This window comes from Pseudomonas sp. S10E 269 (assembly GCF_002798465.1).
GTDB lineage: Bacteria > Pseudomonadota > Gammaproteobacteria > Pseudomonadales > Pseudomonadaceae > Aquipseudomonas > Aquipseudomonas pergaminensis.
On sequence record NZ_PHIJ01000001.1, the window covers coordinates 665,436 to 688,153 of the forward strand.

23 protein-coding genes and 1 pseudogene are annotated in these 22,718 nt (G+C 61.1%); 12 read left to right on the top strand and 12 right to left on the bottom strand.

From position 1 onward, the window contains the following. The first annotated feature begins 39 nt into the window (after positions 1-39). From CWC48_RS03240 to CWC48_RS03255, 4 genes and pseudogenes are all read left to right on the top strand, one after another. Positions 40-927: a LysR family transcriptional regulator gene (locus CWC48_RS03240; protein ID WP_099492521.1), complete on the top strand. Its 888-nt coding sequence runs from the start codon at positions 40-42 to the stop codon at positions 925-927. Beyond that, positions 928-1,008, top strand: a pseudogene (locus CWC48_RS30770) (type II toxin-antitoxin system HicB family antitoxin); the annotation flags it as partial. A gap of 493 nt (positions 1,009-1,501) precedes the next feature. Continuing rightward, entirely contained in the window at positions 1,502-2,002 is a 501-nt protein-coding gene (locus CWC48_RS03250; RefSeq protein WP_099492519.1) for a methylated-DNA--[protein]-cysteine S-methyltransferase, read from the top strand. A 113-nt stretch (positions 2,003-2,115) separates the two neighbouring features. Next, positions 2,116-2,541 (top strand): low affinity iron permease family protein, encoded by a 426-nt coding sequence (locus CWC48_RS03255; protein WP_078047317.1) that lies wholly within the window; start codon positions 2,116-2,118, stop codon positions 2,539-2,541. Positions 2,542-2,595: 54 nt separating this feature from the next. On the opposite strand, the gene CWC48_RS03260 is transcribed toward CWC48_RS03255, so the two are convergent. From CWC48_RS03260 to CWC48_RS03275, 4 genes are all read right to left on the bottom strand, one after another. Next, complete coding sequence (locus tag CWC48_RS03260) at positions 2,596-3,123, bottom strand: DUF4142 domain-containing protein (RefSeq protein ID WP_005785958.1); 528 nt, start codon at positions 3,121-3,123, stop codon at positions 2,596-2,598. Between the two features lie 119 nt (positions 3,124-3,242). Further along, positions 3,243-3,884, bottom strand: a complete 642-nt coding sequence (locus CWC48_RS03265) for a LysE family translocator (protein WP_100491327.1) — start codon at positions 3,882-3,884, stop codon at positions 3,243-3,245. A gap of 54 nt (positions 3,885-3,938) precedes the next feature. Further along, complete coding sequence (gene fos, locus CWC48_RS03270; protein WP_100491328.1) at positions 3,939-4,349, bottom strand: fosfomycin resistance glutathione transferase; 411 nt, start codon at positions 4,347-4,349, stop codon at positions 3,939-3,941. 15 nt (positions 4,350-4,364) lie between these two features. Continuing rightward, entirely contained in the window at positions 4,365-5,282 is a 918-nt protein-coding gene (locus CWC48_RS03275; RefSeq protein WP_252993643.1) for a LysR family transcriptional regulator, read from the bottom strand. A gap of 77 nt (positions 5,283-5,359) precedes the next feature. Between CWC48_RS03275 and CWC48_RS03280 the strand changes: the two genes are divergently transcribed. Continuing rightward, positions 5,360-5,848 carry a DMT family transporter gene (locus tag CWC48_RS03280; protein ID WP_099492515.1) on the top strand — a complete coding sequence of 163 codons (489 nt, stop codon included), beginning with the start codon at positions 5,360-5,362 and terminating at the stop codon, positions 5,846-5,848. On the opposite strand, the gene CWC48_RS03285 is transcribed toward CWC48_RS03280, so the two are convergent. The 6 genes from CWC48_RS03285 to yiaY form a co-directional block, all read right to left on the bottom strand. Continuing rightward, positions 5,849-7,180: an MFS transporter gene (locus CWC48_RS03285; RefSeq protein WP_100491330.1), complete on the bottom strand. Its 1,332-nt coding sequence runs from the start codon at positions 7,178-7,180 to the stop codon at positions 5,849-5,851. Positions 7,181-7,239: 59 nt separating this feature from the next. After that, entirely contained in the window at positions 7,240-8,181 is a 942-nt protein-coding gene (locus CWC48_RS03290) for a hydroxymethylglutaryl-CoA lyase (protein WP_100491331.1), read from the bottom strand. After that, positions 8,178-9,371 (bottom strand): CaiB/BaiF CoA-transferase family protein, encoded by a 1,194-nt coding sequence (locus tag CWC48_RS03295; protein WP_100491332.1) that lies wholly within the window; start codon positions 9,369-9,371, stop codon positions 8,178-8,180. Before CWC48_RS03295 ends, CWC48_RS03290 begins: the two co-directional genes overlap by 4 nt. Positions 9,372-9,556: 185 nt before the next feature. Next, positions 9,557-10,465, bottom strand: a complete 909-nt coding sequence (locus tag CWC48_RS03300; RefSeq protein WP_078047309.1) for a LysR family transcriptional regulator — start codon at positions 10,463-10,465, stop codon at positions 9,557-9,559. After that, a complete protein-coding gene (locus tag CWC48_RS03305) occupies positions 10,465-11,139 on the bottom strand; it encodes an NAD(P)H-binding protein (protein ID WP_078047308.1) in 675 nt (224 codons plus the stop codon). The genes CWC48_RS03300 and CWC48_RS03305 overlap by 1 nt, the downstream gene beginning before the upstream one ends. Positions 11,140-11,231: 92 nt before the next feature. Beyond that, positions 11,232-12,380: an L-threonine dehydrogenase gene (yiaY, locus tag CWC48_RS03310; protein WP_100491333.1), complete on the bottom strand. Its 1,149-nt coding sequence runs from the start codon at positions 12,378-12,380 to the stop codon at positions 11,232-11,234. Between the two features lie 123 nt (positions 12,381-12,503). Between yiaY and CWC48_RS03315 the strand changes: the two genes are divergently transcribed. Next, on the top strand, positions 12,504-13,520 hold the full coding sequence (locus CWC48_RS03315) for a DUF4917 family protein (protein WP_099492510.1): 1,017 nt from the start codon (positions 12,504-12,506) through the stop codon (positions 13,518-13,520). Between the two features lie 139 nt (positions 13,521-13,659). Here the strand turns inward: CWC48_RS03315 and CWC48_RS03320 are convergent, their stop codons facing one another. After that, positions 13,660-14,187, bottom strand: coding sequence for a helix-turn-helix domain-containing protein (locus tag CWC48_RS03320; RefSeq protein ID WP_099492509.1), 528 nt, complete (start codon positions 14,185-14,187; stop codon positions 13,660-13,662). Positions 14,188-14,292: 105 nt separating this feature from the next. Between CWC48_RS03320 and CWC48_RS03325 the strand changes: the two genes are divergently transcribed. The 6 genes from CWC48_RS03325 to CWC48_RS03350 all read left to right on the top strand — a co-directional run bounded on the left by CWC48_RS03325 (position 14,293) and on the right by CWC48_RS03350 (position 21,379). Then, on the top strand, positions 14,293-15,075 hold the full coding sequence (locus tag CWC48_RS03325) for an aldolase (RefSeq protein WP_078047304.1): 783 nt from the start codon (positions 14,293-14,295) through the stop codon (positions 15,073-15,075). A 28-nt stretch (positions 15,076-15,103) separates the two neighbouring features. Continuing rightward, positions 15,104-15,976 carry a dihydrodipicolinate synthase family protein gene (locus CWC48_RS03330; RefSeq protein WP_100491334.1) on the top strand — a complete coding sequence of 291 codons (873 nt, stop codon included), beginning with the start codon at positions 15,104-15,106 and terminating at the stop codon, positions 15,974-15,976. A 201-nt stretch (positions 15,977-16,177) separates the two neighbouring features. After that, entirely contained in the window at positions 16,178-16,717 is a 540-nt protein-coding gene (locus CWC48_RS03335; protein ID WP_078047302.1) for an RNA polymerase sigma factor, read from the top strand. After that, positions 16,714-17,682 carry a FecR domain-containing protein gene (locus CWC48_RS03340; RefSeq protein ID WP_100491335.1) on the top strand — a complete coding sequence of 323 codons (969 nt, stop codon included), beginning with the start codon at positions 16,714-16,716 and terminating at the stop codon, positions 17,680-17,682. The genes CWC48_RS03335 and CWC48_RS03340 overlap by 4 nt, the downstream gene beginning before the upstream one ends. A gap of 128 nt (positions 17,683-17,810) precedes the next feature. Further along, positions 17,811-20,375 (top strand): TonB-dependent receptor, encoded by a 2,565-nt coding sequence (locus CWC48_RS03345; RefSeq protein ID WP_100491336.1) that lies wholly within the window; start codon positions 17,811-17,813, stop codon positions 20,373-20,375. 104 nt (positions 20,376-20,479) lie between these two features. Next, on the top strand, positions 20,480-21,379 hold the full coding sequence (locus CWC48_RS03350) for a DMT family transporter (RefSeq protein WP_100491337.1): 900 nt from the start codon (positions 20,480-20,482) through the stop codon (positions 21,377-21,379). A gap of 88 nt (positions 21,380-21,467) precedes the next feature. Here the strand turns inward: CWC48_RS03350 and CWC48_RS03355 are convergent, their stop codons facing one another. Further along, on the bottom strand, positions 21,468-22,670 hold the full coding sequence (locus tag CWC48_RS03355) for an SAM-dependent methyltransferase (protein ID WP_078047299.1): 1,203 nt from the start codon (positions 22,668-22,670) through the stop codon (positions 21,468-21,470). Between the last annotated feature and the right edge of the window lie 48 nt (positions 22,671-22,718).

Here is a 22,718-nt window from a genome sequence, read left to right on the forward strand (position 1 = left end):
CAATACCGATTTCGGACCGATCAATACCCAAGGACCAGGATGCTCGACCTACGCAAGCTGCGTTACTTTCTGACGGTCGCTGAAGAACTGCACTTCGGCCGCGCCGCCATTCGCCTGCACCTGGCACAGCCGCCGCTGACGCGGCAGATCTCGGCGCTGGAAACGGAGTTGGGCTTCAAGCTGTTTGATCGCACCAGCCGCAGCGTCACCCTCACCGCCCAGGGCCGATCGTTCCTGCCCTACGCACGCAGCGTGCTGGAGCAGGTGGAATTGGCGCAGGTCATCGCCGGGAAGCTGGCGGCGGGCACTGCGGGGCAACTGGCACTGGGGTATGTCAGCTCGATCGCCCTGTCGGATTTGTTCAGCCAGGCGATCCAGGCATTTGCCCAGCGGTTTCCCGATGTGCAGTTGACCCTGGTGGAATGCGCCTCCGGCAGCCTGGGCGCGCACGTTGCGGACGGGCGGCTGGATATCGGGCTCAGTCGCCTGCTGCCACAGGGCGATGAGGTGCATGCGCTGTCCCTGGGCGAAGAGCGCTTGGTGGCCGCCGTTTCCAGCGACAGCCCGCTGGCCCGTCAACCCAGCGTCAACCTGGCGCAGCTGAGTGCCTACCCGTTGATTTTATTCCCAGCCGATTATGGCTCGGGGCTCAACCAATCCATCGAACAGCTTTACCGCCACCACGGCCAGCCATTACGCCCAGGCCCGACCGGGCGTCAGATCACATCGATCATTGCGCTGGTGGCGGCCGGGCAAGGGGTGGCGTTGGTGCCGGCGTGTACGCAGAGCCTGATGAATAAAGGCGTGACGTACCGGCCGTTGGTGGAGGGGGATGCGTGTGCGCAATTGTTGGTGCTGACCCGGGCTGAAACAAAAAGTGTGCTAGTTGATGAGTTTCTCGCCGTCATTGCACAGATCGATGAATAGGTACTGCACCACCCGGAAGAAAAAAGCCGTTTGGGGTTCCTGGCGTCGGCAGCGCTGAAAGTGCTTCAGCAGGAACATTGATTAAGCCTATCCCTACAGGAATAAGAATATTCGCCTATCACTATGGGATACGCCTTCCCCAAAAACAGGACAACCCAGAATGCTCCCGCGCGGACAAAAAACGTCGAGGCTGGTCTTTAGAAAAGTCCTGGGGCTGGTGCTGATCATTCCACTGCTGGCCCCACTGATACCCTTGCCCCCCATAGGTCTCGGACGCCTTGTATCAATAGCGACCGTTGCCGGGTCCATCTATGGCGCGTGGTACGCAAGGCAGCATGCCAGTCGAGGTCTGACAATCGGCGCGACCATCATCGCTCTACTCAACCTTGGCTCACTGGTCGCATTGTCGACGCCCTCGATAGTCTGGTTTATCTTCCAGGTCTCCTGGGTCTATGGGTCGGGCAATTGGATTCACTGGCGTTTTTAGCCGCGTGGAACTCCATCGCAAGAAACAGGGTTCCCCCACGGTTTACAACACGGACAGTGACGCCATACAGCGTCAAGGATCAGGCCCATGCCCTACGAATACAAACTCATGCCCTCCCCCGTCGGCCAACTGACCCTGGTGGCGCGCAACGGCAAACTCGGCGCCATCCTGTGGGAAACCGAGCGCGCCAACCGTGTGCGTTTGGGTGAATTGCGCGAGGCCAATGACAGCCCGGTGCTGCTGGAAACCGAACGCCAGTTGCAGGAATACTTCGCCGGTACGCGCAACCAGTTCGAGCTGGAGTTGGACTTTTCCGGCACCGACTTCCAGAAGCGGGTCTGGCAGGCACTGCTGACGATTCCTTTCGGCGAGACCCGCAGTTACAGCCAGATCGCACAGCAGATCGGCAACCCGAAAGCCGTGCGCGCGGTGGGCGCCGCCAATGGGCGTAACCCGATATCGATCATTGCACCGTGCCACCGGGTAATCGGCGCGTCGGGCGGGTTGACCGGGTTTGCCGGGGGGCTGGAAGCCAAGCAGTATTTGCTCGCGCTGGAGGGCACGGGCCAAGCGGAGTTGGCCTTCTGAGGTAGCCGACGACAAAAACGTACAACTTTGTTCACCCAGGCAAATGTAAAAAGAAATTTCAAAGATTCCCTGCGGTCCATTAATTCATCACCTCTTCCAAAGGAAAAACGGTCATGAAATTCTCCGCAGTCTCCCAATCCCTGTCCCGTTGGGCGGGCAGCCCACGCACGTTCTACGCGGCGGTGGCGTTGATTCTGGCGTGGAGCCTGAGCGGGCCGTATTTCCACTACAACGACACCTGGCAGCTGATCATCAATACCTCGACCACCATCATCACGTTCCTGATGGTGTTCCTGATCCAGAACACGCAGAACCGCGACAACGACATCCTGCATATCAAGATTGATGAGCTGCTGCGCGTGTCCAAGGATGCACAGAATGCCGTGCTGAGCCTGGACGGGCTCGACCGTAAAGAACTCGAGAAACTGCGCAAGGAATACCGCAGCATCGGTGCGACGGGGAGCGTCAGCCTCAATAGCAGTTGCGGCGAGCACGCCGACGATGCTGCGCAGATCAAGACCGATTTGAACCAGGCATGAAAAAACGGCGGTTGGAGAAGCACCAACCGCCATTTTTCAGTTCAGGTGACAGGCTCAACCGTCGCCTTGATGACCCTTGCCATAGGTCGATGCCAATGCACGGGCTTTCTGCAGACGCTCTTCCAACTTGGGCAGCGTCTCATCCACCAGGGCTTTTATTTCTGGCACATCCGACGCTGCACCTTCCTTTTTGAACAGGGCGATGGCGTCCTCGTTTTCCTTGACCTGTTGCGCCGTGTAGGCCGCATCAAAGGAGTCGCCGTCCTTGAGTTCGGGCATCAGGGTTTCGGCTTTGTCGACGATCTTCTCGCGCGGCGCGACAGGCAGGTCGAGCTTCTTGGCGATGGCCGCCAGGTGCTGGTTGGCCAGGGTGCGCTCGTTGATCACCTCGATGGTGTAGTCCTTGATTTCCTGGGACGAGGTCTTAGCGTGGGCCATGCGACTGGTTTCGATATCGGCCATGCCTTTGGCCGAAGCCTGCTCGATGAATTCAGCAGGCGACTGGGCGAAAGCATTGCTGGCGCCGAGGCCCAGCAGCATCGCGAAACTGGCGGTGCGTAACCGGATAGCCATGCGGCTCATGATGGGTTCCTCCAGGGTAAAAATAGGTGCGGGGGAACACACCCCGCCCTCAATTCGAATTTTCAGGGCGGCAAAGGTTTAGAAAAAACTCGCCAGTGCGACGAACGGTCATCATCAAATCAGGCGGGTTTGCTGCCCAACAGGCCTGGCAATGCATGCGCTAGAGCGTTGATGGCGAAACCGATAAACATCACGCCGCAGAGTCTGGTGATCAGGATTTCATGGCGTTGATACACCTTGCGCACCCGTTGGGCACCGACCACACCGATCAGGATCGCGTAGGCCAGCAGCCCGCCGACAAAGCTCAGGAAGATCAGCGACGGCAGCATCGACCAAGTCAGCAACTCGGCACGGCTGGACAGCAACGCCGTGAATGTCGCCACCGCCACCGGGTACGCCTTGGGGTTGGTCAGGCCGAACACGATGCCATGCCAGAACGGATGCCGTGCAGCCCCTTGAGGCGCATCGCTGCTGCGGCGCTGGGTTCGGATCGCGCGCCAGCCAAGCCAGAACAAATACAGGCCACTGAGCACACCAAGAACATCAAACGCACTGCTGCCCACTTCCCGCGCGCCAACGATGGCGATCAGCGCTGTCGAGCACCACACCACGTCTCCCAGCAGGTGCCCGCACAGGAACCCTGCGCCGGCACGCCGGCCACGGGCGGCGCCGATGCCGAACACGGCCAACACCCCCGGCCCCGGCGTAATACCGTAGATAAAACCTGAAGCAAGCACGGCGAGCAGCAAGGATAGGGTCATGGGCGTGACTCAGACAGAGGGTTGAACAGTGAAGGGATTCTGCACGTTCCCGTGCTACGGGTAAAACTTCATTCCGGCATAGGGCTTGGCGCGACACGCTTGCAACCGCGAGGCCAGGTCGCTGACATGGGCTTCGAGCTTGTGGCCGTCCGGGTCGAGAAAATAGAACGAGGCACCTTCACTGCGGTTGTCGCGCCACTCCTGCACATCGCCCGCACGCAGGCGCGCCACCAGTGCGCTGAAATCATCTGTAGCCACTGTGAACGCGTAATGGGTGTAGTCGGCCGCCGGCTGCGCAGTGCGCAATGGATCGAGCGACAAACATAACCACAGGCCCGGCAGCGAGAGGTAGGCACCGGCGTCCCAGGTGGCGTCAAGTTGAAGTTGCAACAGTTGATGATAGAAGCGGACGCTGCGATCCAAATCGGTGACAGCGAGGGTGAGGTGGTTGAAGCCAGAAAGCATGGTGTTGTTTTCCTGTCAGCGGTGGCCTTTGGACAATACACCCTGCACCTGCCCAATTAACCACTGCAACCCCGAATCCCCTCCCCGGCGTGCATGCCACGCCAATTCAAACGCAAACGATGGAATATGAAAGGGCGGCGGTACGGCCAGCAAGTGCTGGTGATCAATATTCAGCAAGCCACGCGTCGAGACGGTGAGGATCAGGTCGGTGCCTTGGATCAACTGCGGCGCTACGCCCCAGTGCGGCAGGCTGATTGCTACGTGTCGACGTTCACGAATCGCCGTCAGTGCCCGCTCGATTTCCGGTGTGCCGCTGCCACGCATTTCCAACAAGACATGGGGCCGTGACAGGTAGGTGGACAGATCCAATGTGCCGCTTGGCGACAGGCTGTTGCGGTCCACCAGGCAGATGTAGTGCTCGTCGAACAACGGCGTAGTACGCAGTTCTGCGGGCATGTCGGGGAAGACCCCCGCAGCCAGGTCAAGGTCGCCATTGAGCACACCTTCCACCATGCCTTCACGGCTGGCCTGGATAATTTGCAGATCGATACCTGGCGCTTCACCGCGCAGCATCCGCACCAGGTCGGGTAGGAAAATCGCCGCACTGTAGTCAGACATCGCCACACGAAACCTGCGTTTGGCCGACGCCGGGTCAAAGCGATTTGGCGCCAACAGGGCCTGCACCTGCGCCAGGGCCTCAGCCAGTGGCGCGGCCAACTCCAGCGCGCGAACCGTCGGCACCAGGCTACCGCCCTGGCGCACCAGCAGCGGGTCACCCAGCAGGTCACGCAAACGCGCCAGAGCATGGCTGACCGCCGGCTGGCTCAGGTGCAAGCGCTCGGCGGCACGGGTGACGTGTTGCTCGGTGAGCAAGGCGTCGAGGATCACCAGCAGGTTGAGGTCGATGCGGCGAAGATCATTCATCAGCTGCATGCTCGGCATAAGAACTTGGAATTTAAATTTGCGCGACGAATAGCCTAGAGTCCAGCAAAACCTCTGGGAGAGTGGACATGACGACGTTGCATTGGGTGGGCCTGTTGGCGCTGGCGGTCGTCGCCGGGGCGGTGGTGCCGTTTCAAAGTGCGATCAACGCCAACCTCGGGCGCGGGCTCGGTCATCCGTTGTGGGCCACCCTGGCGTCACTGCTGGTGAGCATCATCGTGTTGCTGCCAGTGATTCTGGCCATGCGCTTGCCATTGCCAAGCCTGGCGTTTATCAGTCAGGCGCCGTTGTGGATGTGGGCCGGCGGCGCGTTTGGCGTGTGCTTTATTTCCCTGGCGTTGATGCTGCTCCCCAAACTGGGCGCGTCGGGGTTTATCGCGCTGGCCATGGCCGGGCAGATTCTGGCCTCATTGGTGCTGGATCACTTCGGCCTGTTCGGCCTGGTGGAGCGCCAACTGACAACGCCCCGCGTGCTGGGGGCGTTGCTGTTGATGGGCGGGGTGGCGTTGATTCAGTTCAGCGCCACACCGGCCCGAGCGTTGGCCACCGCTGGCTGATCAGCCTTTATCGAGCGTGCGCAGTTTTTGCGGCAAGCCCCACAGCAGCAGCGCCGCCGCCAACAGCGCGCACACGCCGATCACATACAGCGCCGGGGTGGTGCTGCCGGTGAGGTCCTTGATGCGTCCCACCATCACCGGGCTGACAATGCCACCGAACTGCCCGAGGGTATTGATCACCGCAATACCGCCCGCGGCGCCTGCCCCGGCGCCGGCCAGCAACTTGGGTGGCAGGGTCCAGAAGGTCGGGATCGAGGCGATGATGCCCGCGCCCAGCATGCCCAGGGCAATAATCAGAAAGGTCGTGTGGTCGGCGAAAATGCCGGCACTGAAGAAGCCCACTGCCCCCAGCACCACTAGGCCGCAGACAAACTTGCGCCGCTCGCCGGTGGCATCCGACAGCCGCCCGATCACCACCATGCTGATCGCGCCGCACACATAAGGAATCGCCGTGAGCAGGCCGATCATCACCGGGCTCTGGGTACCGGCGCTGCGGATCAATTGCGGCGCCCAGAAGTTGAGGCCGTAGGACGCCACCTGGATCAGGAAGTAGATGAAGCCGAGCATCAGGAACCCAGGAATGCGGATTGCTGACAGCAGCGAGCCCCCGTGCTGGTTCGGCTCATGCTTGGCGATGCGACTGGCCAGCAAGGTTTTCTCCGCGGGTGTCAGCCAATGGGCATCTTCGATGCGGTCCTTGAGCAGCGTCAGCACCAGGAAGCCCAGGCCGATGCACGGCAAGCCGCCGAGCAGGAACAGCCAATGCCAGCCGCGCATCTGCAAGACGCCGTCGAGGTGCTCCAGCACCAAGCCGGAGAACGGTGCGCCCAGCAGGCCGGCAAAGGCCGACGCCAGGAACAGCATCGACGTGATGCGCCCACGGAAGTGCTGCGGGAACCACAACGTCAGGTAATACAGCACGCCGGGCGCAAAACCTGCCTCCATTGCGCCGATCAGGAAGCGCAGCACATAGAACTGCCATTCTGCCGTGACAAACACCATGGCTGCCGTCGCCAGCCCCCACGACATCATGATCCGCGCAATCCAGCGCCGCGCGCCGACCTTGTACAGCATCATGTTGCTTGGCACTTCGAAGATCACGTATCCCACCACGAACAACCCGGCGCCCAGGCCATAGGCGGTGTCGCTCAGGCTTAGGTCCGCTTGCAACTGGAACTTGGCAAAGCTGATGTTGATACGGTCAAAAAACGCGAACAGGTAGCACACCATGATCAGTGGCATCAGGCGCCAGGCGACCTTGCTGACCAGGGCTTTTTCGGCATCGATTTCAGCAGCCGGGCGCGCGCCGGCCTCCAACGTATTAGTGCTCATGGTTTCTCTCCAGCGGGCTGCTCACAGGCGCCCGATTGTTTTTGTTGTCTGGTGCGGTGCTACAGCGTGGCGATGTAGGCCGGCGGCGGATGCAGGTCGCCATTGCGCCCGGCCTTGGCCACCTGGCCAGGCAGTTCATGGCCCAACAGGGCCGGCAGACGGCGGGACATGTGCAGCAGGTGCGGCAGGTCGATGCCGGTGTGAATCCCGACCTCTTCGCACAGGTTGACCAAATCTTCAGTGCAGATATTGCCCGACGCCCCCGGTGCGAACGGGCAGCCGCCCAAACCGCCGAGCGCCGCGTCAAATCGACGGGCACCGGCCTCATAAGCGGCCAGCACGTTGCATAAACCCAGGCCGCGGGTGTTGTGAAAATGCAGGGTCAGGTCGCTGGCGGATACGCGCTGCAACACGCGCTTGACCAGGCGTTCCACTTGGCGTGGATTGGCCATGCCCGTGGTGTCGGCCAGGCTGATGCCCTGGATGCCCAGCTCAAGGTAAGCGTCAACGAATTGCAGCACGCGGTCTTCATCGATCTTGCCTTCAAACGGGCAACCGAACGTGGTGGCGATGCTGCCGTTGAGCCTCACAGGGTGGTCGGCGGCAACGCTGACGATCTCGCCAAACGCCGCCAACGACGCTTCACAGCGCATGCGCATATTGGCCAGGTTGTGGGTCTGGCTGGCGGACATCACCAGGTTCAGCTCATCGGCACGGGATTCGATGGCACGCAGGGCGCCCTTGAGATTGGGGATCAGTGCGACATAGATAACACCCGGCTTGCGTTGGATGCCCCGGAACACTTGCTCGCCATCGCGCAATGCCGGAATGGCCTTGGGCGAGACGAACGAACCGGCTTCGATCCGTGAAAAACCGGCCAGGGAAAGCTGGTCGATCAAGGCGATCTTGTCCGCCGTTGCGACCCAGGTCGGCTCGATTTGCAGGCCGTCACGCGGGGACACTTCCTGCACGATCAGCGGGTCTGAATAGTCGGTGATCATTGCACCACTCCCGAGGTTTTCAGGCGTTGGATATCGGCGCCGGCCAGGCCCAGGCTGCCAAGAATTTCGTCGGTGTGTTGCCCCAGGGACGGGCCCTGCCAGTTCACGCCGCCAGGGGTGTCCGAGAGTTTGGGCACGATGCCGGGCATCTTCACCGACACACCGCCAGGCAACTCGGCATTGAGCAACATGTCACGCGCCTGGTAGTGCGGGTCACTGACGATATCCGCGACGGAGTAGATGCGCCCTGCCGGTACCTCTGCGGCTTCAAGCGCGCCGAGCACGTGATCGATGGGCAGGCTGCTGGTCCAGTGGGTGATCGCGGCGTCGAGCAGACCGCTTTGCGCGGCGCGCCCATCGTTGTGGGCAAACTCGGGCGCTTCGGCCAGGTCGGCGCGACCAATAGTGTGCATCAGGCGCTTGTAGATCGGGTCACTGTTGCCGGCGATCACCACGTAGGCACCGTCGGCTGTCAGGTAGGTGTTGGAGGGCGCAATGCCCGGCAAGGCACCGCCGCTGCGTTCGCGCACATGGCCAAGCATGTCGTATTCCGGCACCAGGCTTTCCATCAGGTTGAACACGCTCTCGGCCAGCGACACATCGACAATCTGCCCGTCGCCCTGCCCCGTCTTGACCCGCAGCAGCGACATCAGCGCGCCGATCACACCGTGCAACGACGCCAGGGAATCCCCCAGGCTCACGCCGACCCGCGCCGGTGGCGAGTTGGGGTTGCCAGTGGTGTAGCGGATACCGCCCATGGCCTCGCCGATGGCACCAAAGCCAGGGCGGTCGCGATACGGGCCGGTCTGGCCGTAACCGGAGATGCGCACCAACGTCAGTTTGGGGTTGAGAGCGTGCAGCACGTCCCAGCCGAGGCCGAGTTTTTCCAGGCCACCGGGGCGCAGGTTTTCAATCAGCACGTCGGCGTCACCGAGCAATTGCTTGATCAGGTCCAGGCCTTCGGGCGACTTGAGATCCAGCGCCAGGGACTTTTTGTTACGCGATTGCAGGTACCACCACAGCGACGTGCCTTCGTGCAGCTTTCGCCATTTGCGAAGCGGGTCACCTTGGCCCATGGCCTCGATCTTGATCACCTCGGCGCCAAACTCGCCCATCAACCGGGCGGCGAACGGCGCGGCAATCAGGCTGCCGATCTCGATCACCTTGATACCGCTCAAAGGAGCCGTCATGGGGTGTACCTCTTATTCTTGGAATGTGACGCCAAGACTAGAGGGCAGGTGCAGGATAAATCCAACCGTCAGTTGGCAAGGAGCGTTCGCCAAACGCGAACACATTTGTACGAATCGGCTGACGGTCGATGAGTCCCTTGCGTGCTGCGGCGATTAAAAATTGCCATCGCCGGCAAGCCGGGCGCCTACAGGGGACCGCTGAGGTAGTCGAACAGCAGACGACTGACCGGGGACAACTGCGTCTTATCGCGCACCACCAGGATCAGGCTACGGTCCGACCAGTCGTCCGTCAGCGGTACGGCATGCAGGCCCAGTGCGCGACCAAACAACTCGTAGGCCTTTTGTGGCAGGATCCCAATGCCCATGTTGGCCTGGACCATCCGGCACATGGCGTCGAACCCCGGCACATGAATGCGCAGGCGCAGCATCTTGCCCGCCTCGCGCGCGGCCGCATGGGTGCGCATATTGATGGAGCTGGCGGCGTGCAGGCCGACGTAATCGCTGTCGAGGGTTTCACTGAACGCCAGGGTTTCACGCTCTGCCAACGGGTGAGCCGCCGGCATCAGCACCACCAGTTTGTCGCGTCGATACGTCACGCTGGGCAGGCCTTTGATGTCGGTGTCACTGGAACAAATCCCAAGGTCCGCCACGCCATCCAACACACCTTGAACCACACCTTTGCTGGGACGTTCTTCCAGGTCGGTTTTCACTTCGGGGTGCAGTTCGGAAAAGCCCCGCAGGTCTTCCGGAAGAAACTGAATAATTGCCGAAAGATTGGCCAGCATTCGCACATAGCCGCGCACACCATGGCTGTGTTCGCCCAGTTCCAGGCCCATCTTCTCGACGTTGAACAGCATCTGCCGCGCATGGTGCAGCAGGGTTTCACCGGCTGCCGTCAGGTCCATGCCCTTGGCGCGGCGCACGAACAGGCTGACGCCCAGCACCTGCTCCAGCTCCATCAAGCGCTTGCTGGCAGCCGACACTGCAATGGCCTCACGATTGGCAGCACGGGTGAGCGTGCCTTCCTCGAACACCGCCACAAACAACTGCAGCGTGATCAGGTCCAAGCGACGCACCAGACTCTTGTGCAACATCAGCGACGCTCGCTGGCCAGCCGATTGATCTCGGCCTGCTCCACCACCGGCTGCGGCGCACCCTGGCTGGCAGCCTGCAACATCGCCCGGCCTACGGTCTCGGTGCTCACCACCCAGCCTGGTTTCAGCCGCCGCACAAACGACAGCAATGGCCCGAGTACCGAATAAAACGACTGATACAACGGCGTCTTCGACCGCACGCCATGCAACGGCTGGATCACCCCAGGCCGAAACAGATACACCGCCTTGAACGGCAGGCGCAGCAAGGCATTCTCGGTCTTGCCCTTGACCCGCGCCCACATCGATTTACCCGCCTCGGAACTGTCCGTCCCGGCGCCTGAGACGTAGATAAAAGTCATCTGCGGATTAAGCCGCGCCAGGGTACTGGCAGCGACCAGCGTCAGGTCATAGGTGAGGTGGGTGTACTTGACTTCATTCATCCCCGCCGATGAAACACCGAGGCAAAAGAAACACGCGTCAAAGCCTTGCAACAGGTTTTCCAGAGGCTGGAAATCCAGCATATCGCCGTGCAACACCTGGTGCAGCTTGCCGTGCTCCTGGGTCAAGGGCGTGCGGCCAACGGCGACGACTTCCTGAACGTCAGCGGCCAACAGGCACTCACGCAGGACACCCTGGCCGACCATGCCGGTGGCGCCGAATAACAGAACTCTCATAGGGGGGACCTCAGCGGCAAGCCGCAAGCTTCAAGCTCAAGTTGAACGCATCCAGCTTGTAGCTTACCGCTTGCAGCTTAAGGCTGCCCCTATCAAAACGCGTTGCGAAAGATCTCCTCGATCTGCCGCTGATCCGCCCGCCGAGGGTTGGTCAGGCCGCAGGCATCTTTCAGCGCGTTGGTCGCCAGCAAGGGAATGTCCTGCAACTTGGCGCCCAGTTCGCGCAATCCGGCGGGGATTTCGACGTCGTGGGCCAGGCTGCGAATGGCGGTGATGGCGGCCTGGGCACCCTCTTCGTCGGTGATGCCCTTGATATCGGCGCCCAGCGCACGGCCCACGTCGCTCAGGCGTTTGGCGCAGACGCTGGCGTTGAAGCTTTGCACATGGGGCAGCAACACTGCGTTGCACACGCCGTGGGGCAGGTCGTAGAAACCGCCCAGTTGGTGGGCCATGGCGTGCACGAAGCCCAGGGACGCATTGTTGAAGGCCATGCCGGCGAGGAACTGCGCGTAGGCCATGTTTTCCCGGGCGGCCTTGTCGCTGCCGTCGCGGACCGCCAGGCGCAGGTTCGCGCTGATCAGTTCGATGGCCTTGATGGCGCAGGCGTCGGTGATCGGATTGGCGGCGGTGGACACGTAGGCTTCGATGGCATGGGTCAACGCGTCCATGCCGGTGGCGGCTGTCAGGCCCTTGGGCATGCCGACCATCAGCGCCGGGTCGTTGACCGACAGCAGCGGCGTGACGTTGCGGTCGACGATGGCCATTTTCACGTGGCGGGTGTCGTCGGTGATGATGCAGAAGCGAGTCATCTCGCTGGCTGTGCCGGCGGTGGTGTTGATGGCCACCAGCGGCAGTTGCGGTTTGTTCGATTGGTCGACGCCTTCGTAGTCGCCGATATGCCCACCGTTGGTGGCGCACAGGGCGATGCCCTTGGCGCAGTCATGGGGCGAACCGCCGCCCAGGGACACCACAAAATCGCAGGCGCTCTGCTGCAGTAGCGCCAGGCCGTTCTCGACGTTTTCCACGTTGGGGTTGGGCTTGGCGCCGTCGTAGATCACCGAGTCAATGTCCTGCATCGCCAGTTTCTCGGCGATCATGCTCGCGACGCCCGCCTTGGCCAGGCCGGCGTCGGTGACGATCAATGCTTTGCGAAAGCCATAGTTGCGGATGGCGGTCATCGCTTCGTCGAGGCAGTCGGTGCCCATGATATTGACGGCGGGGATAAAAAAGGTGCTGCTCATGGCGAATCCTCAGAGGCTTTATGCCTACAGCATCAACCTGCGCCAGCCGCCGTATCTTGATCAGGATCAACGCCAACCCGTGATAAAGTCACCGTCCAGCCGATTTCGAGTAGACCCGCCGCAATGAAGGATTTCCAGGATAGTGACGCCCACCTTGAAGACTGGAGCGCCCTGCGCGCTGCCCACGACTTCAGCGGGATTCTGATCGGCAACGGCGCAAGCCGCACGATTTGGGAAGACTTCGCCTACGACTCACTGTTCGAAAACGCCCGCACCGTCGAAGAAAAGCCCCTGAGCCAATCCGAGCTCAGCGTGTTCGACGCCTTGCAAACCCGCAGCTTCGAGCAGGCGCTGGGCGCGTTGAAGACCACCAGCCGGGTCAACAAGGCCCTGGCGGTCAGCTCGGCGGCGCCGCGCAATCGTTACTACGCGATCAAGGAAGCGTTGATCAACACCATCCACGCCGTGCATATCCCGTGGCGCCTGGTGCAACCGTCGACGCTGGCGACGATCAACAGCGAGCTGGCGAACTACCCCACGGTGTTCACCACCAATTACGATTTGCTGAACTACTGGGCGATCCTGCACGCCCCCGGCATCGACGATTTGTTCCGCAGCGCCGACGCCAGCTTCGACCTGCGCAATACCCGTACCGACGCCACGCGCATCTTGTACTTGCACGGCGGCCTGCACCTGGTGCGTAACCTCGACGGTACCGCGCGCAAGTTGCCGACCACTGACAGCACCTTGCTCAGCAGTTTCGCGATCAACAACACTATCAAGACCCTGGACGACGTACCGCTGTTTGTCAGCGAGGGCAAGGTGGAAGAGAAGCTCAAGACCATCCGCAGTTCGGATTACCTGTCGTTCTGCTATGAGCAGTTGCTGAGCCATGAGGGGGCGTTGTGCCTGTTCGGGCACGAACTGGGACCACAGGATAAACACCTGGTGGACGCGATTCGCCAAGCCAATGTGACGACGCTGGCGATCTCGGTGTCGGGGCGCAGCGATGGGTTTATTCGTCAGCAGAAGCGGCGGTATTCGGAGTTGTTTGAGGGGGCTGGGGTGGCGCTGAAGTTCTTCGCGGCGCGTACGCACCCATTGGGCAATCCAGCGCTTTCAGTGCCTGTCGAACGCTGATTTTATGGGCGACGTCGATCCAATGTGGGAGCTGGCTTGCCTGCGATACAGGCACCTCGGTCTGTCAGCTGAACCGAGGTGATGCTATCGCAGGCAAGCCAGCTCCTACATTGAGTGTGTTCGCAACACATGCGCGACATCATTCTTCCGAGCTGTGCACCACAACCAGCAATTGCGCCTGCACCGGCCCCACCGAGCGCAACCGATGAGGCTTCTGCGCATTGAAGTGCAGCGCATCGCCCCGCTCCAGGATCACGCGCTCGTTCATGAAATCCACTTCCACCTGGCCTTCATGCACGAACAGAAACTCTTCGCCCAGGTGCTCCTTGAAGGTCTTGTCGGTGAACTCCGCCGGCGGGTAGATGATGAACGGCAGCAGGCTGCGTTCGCTGACCTGATGGGCCAGCACCGCATAACCCGGTGAGGTGTCCGGCCGCTCATGGCTGCGCACCAGGCTGTAGCTGTCGAGGCTGACGCTGTCTTCGCTGAACAACTCCTCGACCTTCACGTTCAACGCCTTGGCCAGTTTGAGCGCGGCGGCAATCGACGGCGTGTTGAGCCCGCGCTCGACCTTGGACAGGTAACTCTTGGTCATCCCAGACTTTTCGGCCAGGGCCTCCAAGGTGACGCCAAGTTTTTTTCTCAATAATTTCAAACGGATAGACATGCGCTGCGGTTAATCCATGCAGTAAGCGATAAGCTGTGCTTGCCAATGACACAAAGTGTCATATAGCATCGTTAGTGTCATTTGCAGCTACCGAGGGCACCCGATATGGCCAAGACATTAGCACTCCCGAAAGACCAACTGGTCAAGCAAGCACTGACCCAGATGCAAAACACCCTGGCGGATAATACGTGGACCGACCGGCAAAAGCTGGCGTTGACTTGCCGCATCCTCTTCGAAAACGGTCACGACTCCGGCCTGGCCGGGCAGATCACCGCGCGCGGGCCGGAACAGGGCACCTATTACACGCAGCAACTGGGCCTGGGTTTTGATGAGATCACCGCCAGCAACCTGTTGCTGGTGAACGAGGATCTTGAAGTGCTGGAGGGCCATGGCATCCCCAACCCGGCCAACCGTTTCCACAGCTGGGTGTACCGTGGGCGGCCGGATGTGAATTGCATCATCCACACGCACCCCACGCACATCGCCGCGCTGTCGATGCTGGAAGTGCCGCTGCAGGTGTCCCATATGGACCTCTGCCCGCTGTACGAAGACTGCGCCTTCCTGGAGGCCTGGCCGGGTGTGCCGGTGGGCAATGAAGAAGGTGAAATCATCACCACGGCACTGGGCGACAAACGCGCGATCCTGCTCTCGCACCACGGCCAGCTGTCCACCGGGGCGAGCATCGAGGAAGCCTGTGTGATCGCGCAGTTGATCGAGCGCGCGGCCAAGTTGCAGTTGCTCGCGATGGCAGCCGGCACCATCAAGCCAATCCTGCCGGAACTGGGGCGCGAGGCCCATGACTGGATCTCACGGCCCAAGCGCCATGGCGCCGCGTTCAACTACTACGCCCGGCAGAACCTGCGTCAACACGCCGATTGCCTGAACTGACTTGCCTATTTTCGACCGGAGACCGTCCATGTCCAGCCCAAACATTCACGGCATCATCGGCTACACCATCACCCCGTTCAGCGCCGACGGCCAACGCGTTGACCTCGACGCCCTCGGCCGCTCCATCGACCGCCTGATTGACGGCGGCGTACACGCCATCGCGCCACTGGGCAGCACCGGTGAAGGTGCGTACTTGAGCGACGCCGAGTGGGACGAAGTCAGCGCCTTCAGCCTGGCGAAAATCGCCCGGCGCGTACCGACCATCGTCAGCGTCTCGGACCTGACCACCGCCAAAGCCGTGCGCCGCGCCCGTTACGCCGAGGCCAATGGCGCCGATGCGGTGATGGTGCTGCCGGCGTCCTACTGGAAGCTCAGCGAAGCGGAGATCCTCGCCCACTACGCCGCGATCGGCGACAGCATCGGCGTGCCGATCATGCTCTACAACAACCCGGCCACCAGCGGCACGGACATGTCGGTGGATTTGATCCTGCGCATCCTCAAGCAGGTGGCCAACGTGACCATGGTCAAGGAAAGCACCGGGGATATCCAACGCATGCACCAGTTGCATCGCCACAGCGATGTGCCGTTCTACAATGGTTGCAACCCGCTGGCGCTGGAAGCCTTCGCGGCAGGCGCCAAGGGCTGGTGCACGGCAGCACCGAACCTGATCCCAGAGCTGAACCTGGCGTTGTATGAGGCGGTCTTGGCCAATGATCTGACCAAGGCGCGAGAGCTGTTTTACCGCCAGTTGCCCTTGCTGGAATTCATCCTCAAGGGTGGCTTGCCCGCGACGATCAAGGCCGGGCTGCGTCTGACCGGTCTGGAAGTGGGTGATCCACGTTTGCCAGTGTTCCCGCTGGGTGACGTGGGGATTGAACAACTGAAAGCACTACTGCGCTAACCCACGATCCCCTGTGGGAGCGGGCTTGCCCGCGAATGCAGTGTGCCAGTCACCGGATAAATCGACTGACACACCGCTTTCGCGAGCAAGCCCGCTCCCACATTTTTTGCTGTGTACATCCGTAAAATAGAGACAAATGACAATGGTTCTCGATACCATTCACGACTTTCTCCAAGTCGTGCTTCGTCAAGAAGGATATCCATGTCTCGTCCCAAGCCCGACCCGTTGTCGGCCGATGCCTTTCGCGGGTTCTATACAGATATCCTGTATTTCCTGCGCAAACGCACGGACAACGCCAGCGACGCGGCGGACATGACCCAGGATGTCTTTACTCAGTGGCTGGACTACCGCGACCGGGCCAAGGTCGAGCAGCCACGGGCGTTTCTGTTCCAGATGGCGCGCAACCTGCTGCGTGATCACTGGCGCAAACAGAAGGTACGGCAGACCGCCCACTTTGACCCCGCCGAAATGGACGCCGAGCCGGTCACCGACGAGCAAAACGATCCCATGGCCGCCGCTCAACGCTTGCAACGCCTGGAACAGTTGAAAGAAGTCCTTGCTGAACTCTCGCCCCGCAGGCGAGAAGCCCTTATGCTGCACCGCTTCGAAGGCTTGAGCCAGGCGCAGATCGCCGAGCGCATGGGCATTTCGACCAGCATGGTGGAAAAGCACATCGCGTTTGCCCTCCTGCACTGCAAGCGACGCCTTCAACACGAACCCGGCACGGAGCAGCCAGAATGAACCGCCTGAGCGACACCGACGCCCTGGACATCGAAGACCGTGACGCCATTGATGCCCAAGCCGCCAGTTGGTTTGCCCGCAACCGCAATGACGCGGGGCGCGCCGACCGCAAGGCTTTTGCTGCCTGGCAAGCCGAGCCTGCCCATGCCCGCGCCTATGCCGAATTCGAACAACTGTGGGCAGACCTCGCCCAGTTGCAGCAACTGAACAAACCCGTGGCGCTGCCCCAGCGCAAACCGTCGGTATGGCGCCCTGCCCTGGCCGTGGCCGCCGCCCTGCTGTGCGCGGTGCTGGCCACTCATATCGGCGCGCCGCGCGAGCTTTATCACACTCAGGTAGCGGCCCATGCCAAAGGCATGCGCACCCTGGACCTGCCCGATGGCAGCACCTTGTACGTGAATGCCAACACCCGCGTGCGGGTCGATTTCAGCGCGTACCAGCGCATCGTGCACCTGGACAAGGGCCAGGTGTACATCGAAGTGGCCGCCGACAAGGAGCGGCCGCTGTTCGTGCAAGCAGGCGAAGCCCGTGTGCGCGTGGTCGGCACTGGCTTCGATGTACGCCGCAGCCAGCAACAACTGGTGGTCAGCGTCGCCCATGGGCAGGTCGCCTTCGAGCCGGATGCAAAAAGCCCCGTGAGCCTGTTGGGTGCACAGCAACGCGCGATCTACAGCTATGCCAAGGGCACGTTGCAGCAGCAAACCCTCACCGCTGAAGAAGTCGCCGACTGGCGCAGTGGACACTTGTCGTTTCGCAACCGCGAACTGGCCAGCCTGATCGATGAATTGAGCCTGTACCGCCCCCAGGCACCGCTGCAGGTCAGCAGCGCCGTGGCCCACCTGAAGGTCTCGGGCAATCTGGATGTGAATGATCCCGACGCCCTGCTCAACGCCTTGCCCGCCCTGTTGCCGGTAAAAACCGTGGCGTCGGCCGATGGCATCATGAGGATCGAACCGAGCAAATAACCCGACTGAATTCTTATTTGAGAATATTTTGCATTCGCAGGTGTGGATTTTTTTCCCTACCCCGTCTTCCTCCGGTCTGTACCTGATACGCACACCTTTTTGGCCATTTGGCCGCACCGGGGGATTTCATGTTTCGCGCGCCTTGCCACGCTTCGCACCTGTTTCTTCGACCGACGCTCATTGCCACTTGCCTGGTGTTCAGCCTCACTGCCCAAGCCGAGACATTCACGCTGCCCGCCCAGGCACTGGCCACGTCCCTGAGCCAGGTGGCGCAACAGGCACAGATCCAACTGCTGTTCGACGAAGAGCTGCTCAAGAACGTGCATGCCCCTGCGCTCAATGGTGACTTCACACCAGAAGTGGCGATTCGCACCCTGCTGAAAAACGGCGAGTTCACCCTGATCAAGGTTGGCAGCACCTATGTGGTAAGACCCGAAGAGGCCAAGACCACCAATAGCGGCGTTGTTCAACTGGATGCACTGAGCGTGATCGGCACCGGTAACCAGGTCGACTCCATCACCGTGGGCCGCTCCACCCTGAGCCAAGCGGACATCGACCGCTACCAGCCCGATAACATTCCTTCGCTGTTGCAGACCCTGCCCGGAGTATCGATGGGCGGCTCACCCAAGCCGGGCGGCCAGACCATGAACATCCGCGGCATGGGCGATGCCGAAGATGTGCCGATGACCGTGGATGGCGCGGCCAAAAGCGGTTTCGAGCGTTATCAACAAGGCACCATCTTCATTGAGCCCGAGTTGATCAAAAGCATTGAGGTGGAGAAAGGCCCTTACTCGCCATTTACCGGTAACGGCGGTTTTGGCGGCACGGTCAACATGATCACCAAGGACGCACCCGACCTGCTCAAGAACGGGCAAAATGCCGGGGCGATGGTCAAATACGGCTACGCCAGCAACACCCACGAGCAGGTCTACACCGGCGCTGTGTATGGCCGCACCGACGACGGCCGCATGGATGGCCTGGTCTACCTGACCAAGCGCGACGGCGACGACCTCAAGCTGGCCGACACTCCGCCCGACCCGCGCAACCAATACCCGATCAACCCCAAACGCTTGCCCAACAGCGCGCAGGATGTCGAAGGCCAACTGTTCAAGTTCAACGCGTATTTCACCGACGAACACAGCATGGGCCTGTCTTACTCACGCGCCCAAAGCCAACGTATGACGCCGTTCTCGGCAAAGTCCTATCCATCACCCCCGACACAATCGGCCATCGACCGCTACGGCTACGCCACGGCCGTATCACGCTTCCTGGCCGACCGCGACACGGTGGACACCACCTGGTCGAGCAAGTACGAATACCACCCACTGAACAACCCGCTGATCGACCTGAAGCTGAGCTACTCGGAGTCCAATACCGACCAGACCGATGAGCGCGCCGAGAATGCCGTCATTAGCCTGGCTACCGGTGGACGCAAGATGGATACTTCCTACAAAGACCGCATCCTTGAACTGCGCAATACCAGCCTGCTGACCACCGGCGCGTTGGAACACGCGGTGACCACGGGCGTGCAGATCCGCAAGCACAAGCGTGAAACCGAAAGCTGGATGCCGGGTGCAACCTACAACACCGCCAGATACAACTATGGACACTTCCAGCCGTATTTCATGCCCCACGGCAAGGTCGATAGCAACGCGTTCTACATCCAGGACGCGATTACCCTGGGCGACGTGACCATCACGCCGTCCCTGCGTTACGACCACGTGCGCAACCGCGGCGAAGCCAACGATGCGCCGTACTACAGCAACCCGGACCCAAAAGTGGGCCACGACTACAGCGACCGTACCTACACCGGTTGGTCGCCACGCCTCGCTGCGTTCTGGAACGTGACCCCGGATGTGGCGTTCTTCGCCAGTTGGAACCGCACGTGGCGTGCGCCGGTGATCGATGAACAGTACGAAGTCCAGGGCGCCATCAGCACCCGCAGCGCCACCAGCCTGAACCTCGACCCTGAGCGCATTACGGCGATTACCGCGGGCAACGTCACCAACTTTTCGGGGCTCTTCACCCGTGAAGACAACTTGCAGTTACGCACCACGTTGTTTCACAACCGCATCGAAGACGAAATCATGAAGGCCACCGGCATTGGCTGCGAACGGCAGTTGAACGTGCCGGGCAGTATCGATTCGGTATGCAGTGACGCGGCATCCAGGACCAACTATCGCAATGTGGGTGGCATGACCATCAAGGGCTTCGAGCTGGAAAGCTACTACGACTCGACCTACCTGTTCGGTTCCCTGACTTACTCCTGGGCCACAGGCAAGCGCGACAACCCCTACACCAATCCCTGGGCGACCAACCTGCACGTATGGGCGCGGGATATCCCACCGGCAAAATGGGTGGTGGTGCTGGGTACCAAGATCCCGAACTGGGACGCGCAGGTGGGCTGGCAGGGCCAGTTCGTACGCAAGACCGATCGCGTGCCCACCGATGTTTACGCGGGCGGTTTGAACTCCAGCATCGGCGACTTTATCTACGACCAGACGGAAAACGCCAGCTACGACACACAAGGCCTGTTCGCCAATTGGAAACCCCAGCAGGCCGGTCTCAAGGGCACCGAGATCAACTTCACCGTCGACAACCTCTTCAACCGCTTCTACCAACCTGCACTCAGCGGTGAAGGTGTCTACAGCCAAGGCCGCAACGCCAAGATCAGCATCACGCGCTTCTTCTGAAAAAACTGTACGGATAAATCCGCACCCAGCTGTAGGCCCGCAATCGGCGGGGGATGTGGCTAGATGGGCTTCCCTTGAAGCCCTCTAGATTTCGGTTCTACCTCATGAGCTCGCGCGAAAACACCGGCATGGCCCTCGGCCTGCTGGGCGTCGTCATCTTCAGCCTGACCCTGCCCTTCACCCGTATCGTGGTGCAGGAAATCCACCCGTTGCTGAACGGCCTGGGCCGTGCGCTGTTCGCGGCAATTCCGGCAGCGGCGCTGTTACTGTGGCGCCGCGAGCGCTGGCCCACCTGGCGCCAGGTGCGCGGGCTGTGCCTGGTGATCGCGGGGGTGATTCTCGGCTTCCCGGTGCTGTCGGCCTGGGCCATGCAAACGTTGCCGGCGTCCCATGGCGCGCTGGTCAACGGCCTGCAACCGCTGTGCGTGGCGCTGTATGCGGCGTGGCTGTCCCATGAGCGGCCGTCAAAAGCCTTCTGGGCCTGCGCGGCGCTGGGCAGTGCGTTGGTGTTGAGCTATGCGCTGATCACCGGGGCCGGCAGCATACAGGCAGGTGACTTGCTAATGCTGGGTGCGATTGCCGTCGGCGGCCTGGGCTATGCCGAAGGGGGTCGCCTGGCCAAGGAAATGGGCGGCTGGCAGGTGATCTGCTGGGCGTTGGTGCTGTCAACGCCGGTGCTGATCGGCCCGGTGTGTTACCTGGCGGCGCAGCATCAGGGCGCGGTGTCGATGCGTGCGTGGTGGGCGTTTGGCTATGTGTCGCTGTTCTCGCAGTTCCTGGGCTTCTTTGCCTGGTACGCCGGGTTGGCCATGGGCGGGATCGCGCGGGTCAGCCAGATCCAGCTGTTGCAGATCTTCTTCACCATCGCGTTTTCGGCGTTGTTCTTTGGTGAACACATCGAGCCGATCACCTGGCTGTTTGCGTGTGGGGTGATCGTGACGGTGATGCTAGGGCGCAAGACGACGGTGCAGCCAGCCCCCATCATCAAGGCTGGCTCAGTCTGATGTGGGAGCTGGCTTGCCTGCGATGACGGTGGTGACTGACACACCGCTATCGCAGGCAAGCCAGCTCCCACAGAGGACCGTGTTCACTTCAATTCAGGTAGCCATCGGCGCGCAGCAGGGTTTCCAGGCAGTGTTCGGTGATGTGGTAGAACGCTTTCAGCTCCTGGATTTTCTCCAGCAACTGCGCATTGTCCACCGGCTCGGCGCGCTTCACGGCAAGAATCATCTTGTTCTTGTTGGTGTGCTCCAGCGAGATGAATTCGAACACCTTGGTTTCATAGCCACAGGCTTCGAGGAACAGCGCACGCAAACTGTCGGTGACCATTTCCGCCTGCTGGCCCAGGTGCAGGCCGTATTGCAGCATGGGCTTGAGCAGCACCGGGCTCTGGATTTGCAGGCGGATCTGCTTGTGGCAGCACGGTGAGCACATGATGATCGATGCGCCGGAGCGGATGCCGGTGTGGATGGCGTAGTCAGTGGCAACGTCGCAGGCATGCAGGGCGATCATCACGTCCAGCTCGCTGGGCGCCACGCTGCGCACATCGCCACACTTGAACACCAGCCCAGGGTGTTCCAGGCGCGCGGCGGCGGTGTTGCACAGGGTCACCATGTCTTCACGCAATTCGACGCCCGTCACCTCGCCCTCGGCCTTGAGGGTGTTGCGCAGGTAGTCGTGAATCGCAAACGTCAGGTAGCCCTTGCCCGAGCCGAAGTCGGCAACGCGCACCGGCTGGTCCAGCTTCAAGGGGGACGAGGTCAGCGCGTGGCTGAACACTTCGATGAACTTGTTGATCTGCTTCCACTTGCGCGACATCGACGGGATCAGCGCCTGCTTGGCGTCGGTGACGCCCAGGTCGGCGAGGAACGGCCGGCTTAGGTCAAGGAAGCGGTTCTTCTCGCGGTTATGCTCGGCCGACGGCGCTTCGCGCAATTGCTGCGGTTTACTTTTGAACAGTGAGCTTTTGTTTTTCTTGCTGTATTCCAACTGGGCTTCGTCGGTCAGTGACAGCAGGTGAGCGTTCTTGAACCGCGCCGGCAGCAGCTCGGCAATCGCCGCAACAGCGTCGGCCACTGGCAAATTCTTGGTGATATCGCGGGTCTTGTAGCGGTAGACAAAGGACAGGCACGCCTGCTCCTTGACCGTTACCGGCTTGATGATCAGCCGCTGCAGGTCAGCCTCGTCACCGACGTATTTGGCCAGCACCAGCTTGATAAAGGCATTCTGCGCGAGGCTTGCACTGAGCAGTTCAATGAACTGGGCGTGATGATCCGGTTGAGCAGTGACAGACATGAACAAAAACGCCTCGGGCAGGGAATGCCGGGCATTTTAGGGGGGATG

Excerpts from the sequence above, each read along its gene's own strand:
- CWC48_RS03330 (WP_100491334.1), top strand. The coding sequence starts at position 15,104 with ATGTCCAGCCCAAACATTCACGGCATCATCGGCTACACCATCACCCCG.
- CWC48_RS03240 (WP_099492521.1), top strand. The coding sequence starts at position 40 with ATGCTCGACCTACGCAAGCTGCGTTACTTTCTGACGGTCGCTGAAGAA.
- CWC48_RS03250 (WP_099492519.1), top strand. The coding sequence starts at position 1,502 with ATGCCCTACGAATACAAACTCATGCCCTCCCCCGTCGGCCAACTGACC.
- CWC48_RS03340 (WP_100491335.1), top strand. The coding sequence starts at position 16,714 with ATGAACCGCCTGAGCGACACCGACGCCCTGGACATCGAAGACCGTGAC.
- CWC48_RS03345 (WP_100491336.1), top strand. The coding sequence starts at position 17,811 with ATGTTTCGCGCGCCTTGCCACGCTTCGCACCTGTTTCTTCGACCGACG.
- CWC48_RS03325 (WP_078047304.1), top strand. The coding sequence starts at position 14,293 with ATGGCCAAGACATTAGCACTCCCGAAAGACCAACTGGTCAAGCAAGCA.
- CWC48_RS03305 (WP_078047308.1), bottom strand. The coding sequence starts at position 11,139 with ATGAGAGTTCTGTTATTCGGCGCCACCGGCATGGTCGGCCAGGGTGTC.
- CWC48_RS03315 (WP_099492510.1), top strand. The coding sequence starts at position 12,504 with ATGAAGGATTTCCAGGATAGTGACGCCCACCTTGAAGACTGGAGCGCC.
- CWC48_RS03260 (WP_005785958.1), bottom strand. The coding sequence starts at position 3,123 with ATGAGCCGCATGGCTATCCGGTTACGCACCGCCAGTTTCGCGATGCTG.
- CWC48_RS03300 (WP_078047309.1), bottom strand. The coding sequence starts at position 10,465 with ATGTTGCACAAGAGTCTGGTGCGTCGCTTGGACCTGATCACGCTGCAG.
- CWC48_RS03285 (WP_100491330.1), bottom strand. The coding sequence starts at position 7,180 with ATGAGCACTAATACGTTGGAGGCCGGCGCGCGCCCGGCTGCTGAAATC.
- CWC48_RS03320 (WP_099492509.1), bottom strand. The coding sequence starts at position 14,187 with ATGTCTATCCGTTTGAAATTATTGAGAAAAAAACTTGGCGTCACCTTG.
- fos (WP_100491328.1), bottom strand. The coding sequence starts at position 4,349 with ATGCTTTCTGGCTTCAACCACCTCACCCTCGCTGTCACCGATTTGGAT.
- CWC48_RS03265 (WP_100491327.1), bottom strand. The coding sequence starts at position 3,884 with ATGACCCTATCCTTGCTGCTCGCCGTGCTTGCTTCAGGTTTTATCTAC.
- yiaY (WP_100491333.1), bottom strand. The coding sequence starts at position 12,380 with ATGAGCAGCACCTTTTTTATCCCCGCCGTCAATATCATGGGCACCGAC.
- CWC48_RS03255 (WP_078047317.1), top strand. The coding sequence starts at position 2,116 with ATGAAATTCTCCGCAGTCTCCCAATCCCTGTCCCGTTGGGCGGGCAGC.
- CWC48_RS03335 (WP_078047302.1), top strand. The coding sequence starts at position 16,178 with ATGTCTCGTCCCAAGCCCGACCCGTTGTCGGCCGATGCCTTTCGCGGG.
- CWC48_RS03275 (WP_252993643.1), bottom strand. The coding sequence starts at position 5,282 with ATGCAGCTGATGAATGATCTTCGCCGCATCGACCTCAACCTGCTGGTG.
- CWC48_RS03355 (WP_078047299.1), bottom strand. The coding sequence starts at position 22,670 with ATGTCTGTCACTGCTCAACCGGATCATCACGCCCAGTTCATTGAACTG.
- CWC48_RS03350 (WP_100491337.1), top strand. The coding sequence starts at position 20,480 with ATGAGCTCGCGCGAAAACACCGGCATGGCCCTCGGCCTGCTGGGCGTC.
- CWC48_RS03280 (WP_099492515.1), top strand. The coding sequence starts at position 5,360 with ATGACGACGTTGCATTGGGTGGGCCTGTTGGCGCTGGCGGTCGTCGCC.
- CWC48_RS03295 (WP_100491332.1), bottom strand. The coding sequence starts at position 9,371 with ATGACGGCTCCTTTGAGCGGTATCAAGGTGATCGAGATCGGCAGCCTG.
- CWC48_RS03290 (WP_100491331.1), bottom strand. The coding sequence starts at position 8,181 with ATGATCACCGACTATTCAGACCCGCTGATCGTGCAGGAAGTGTCCCCG.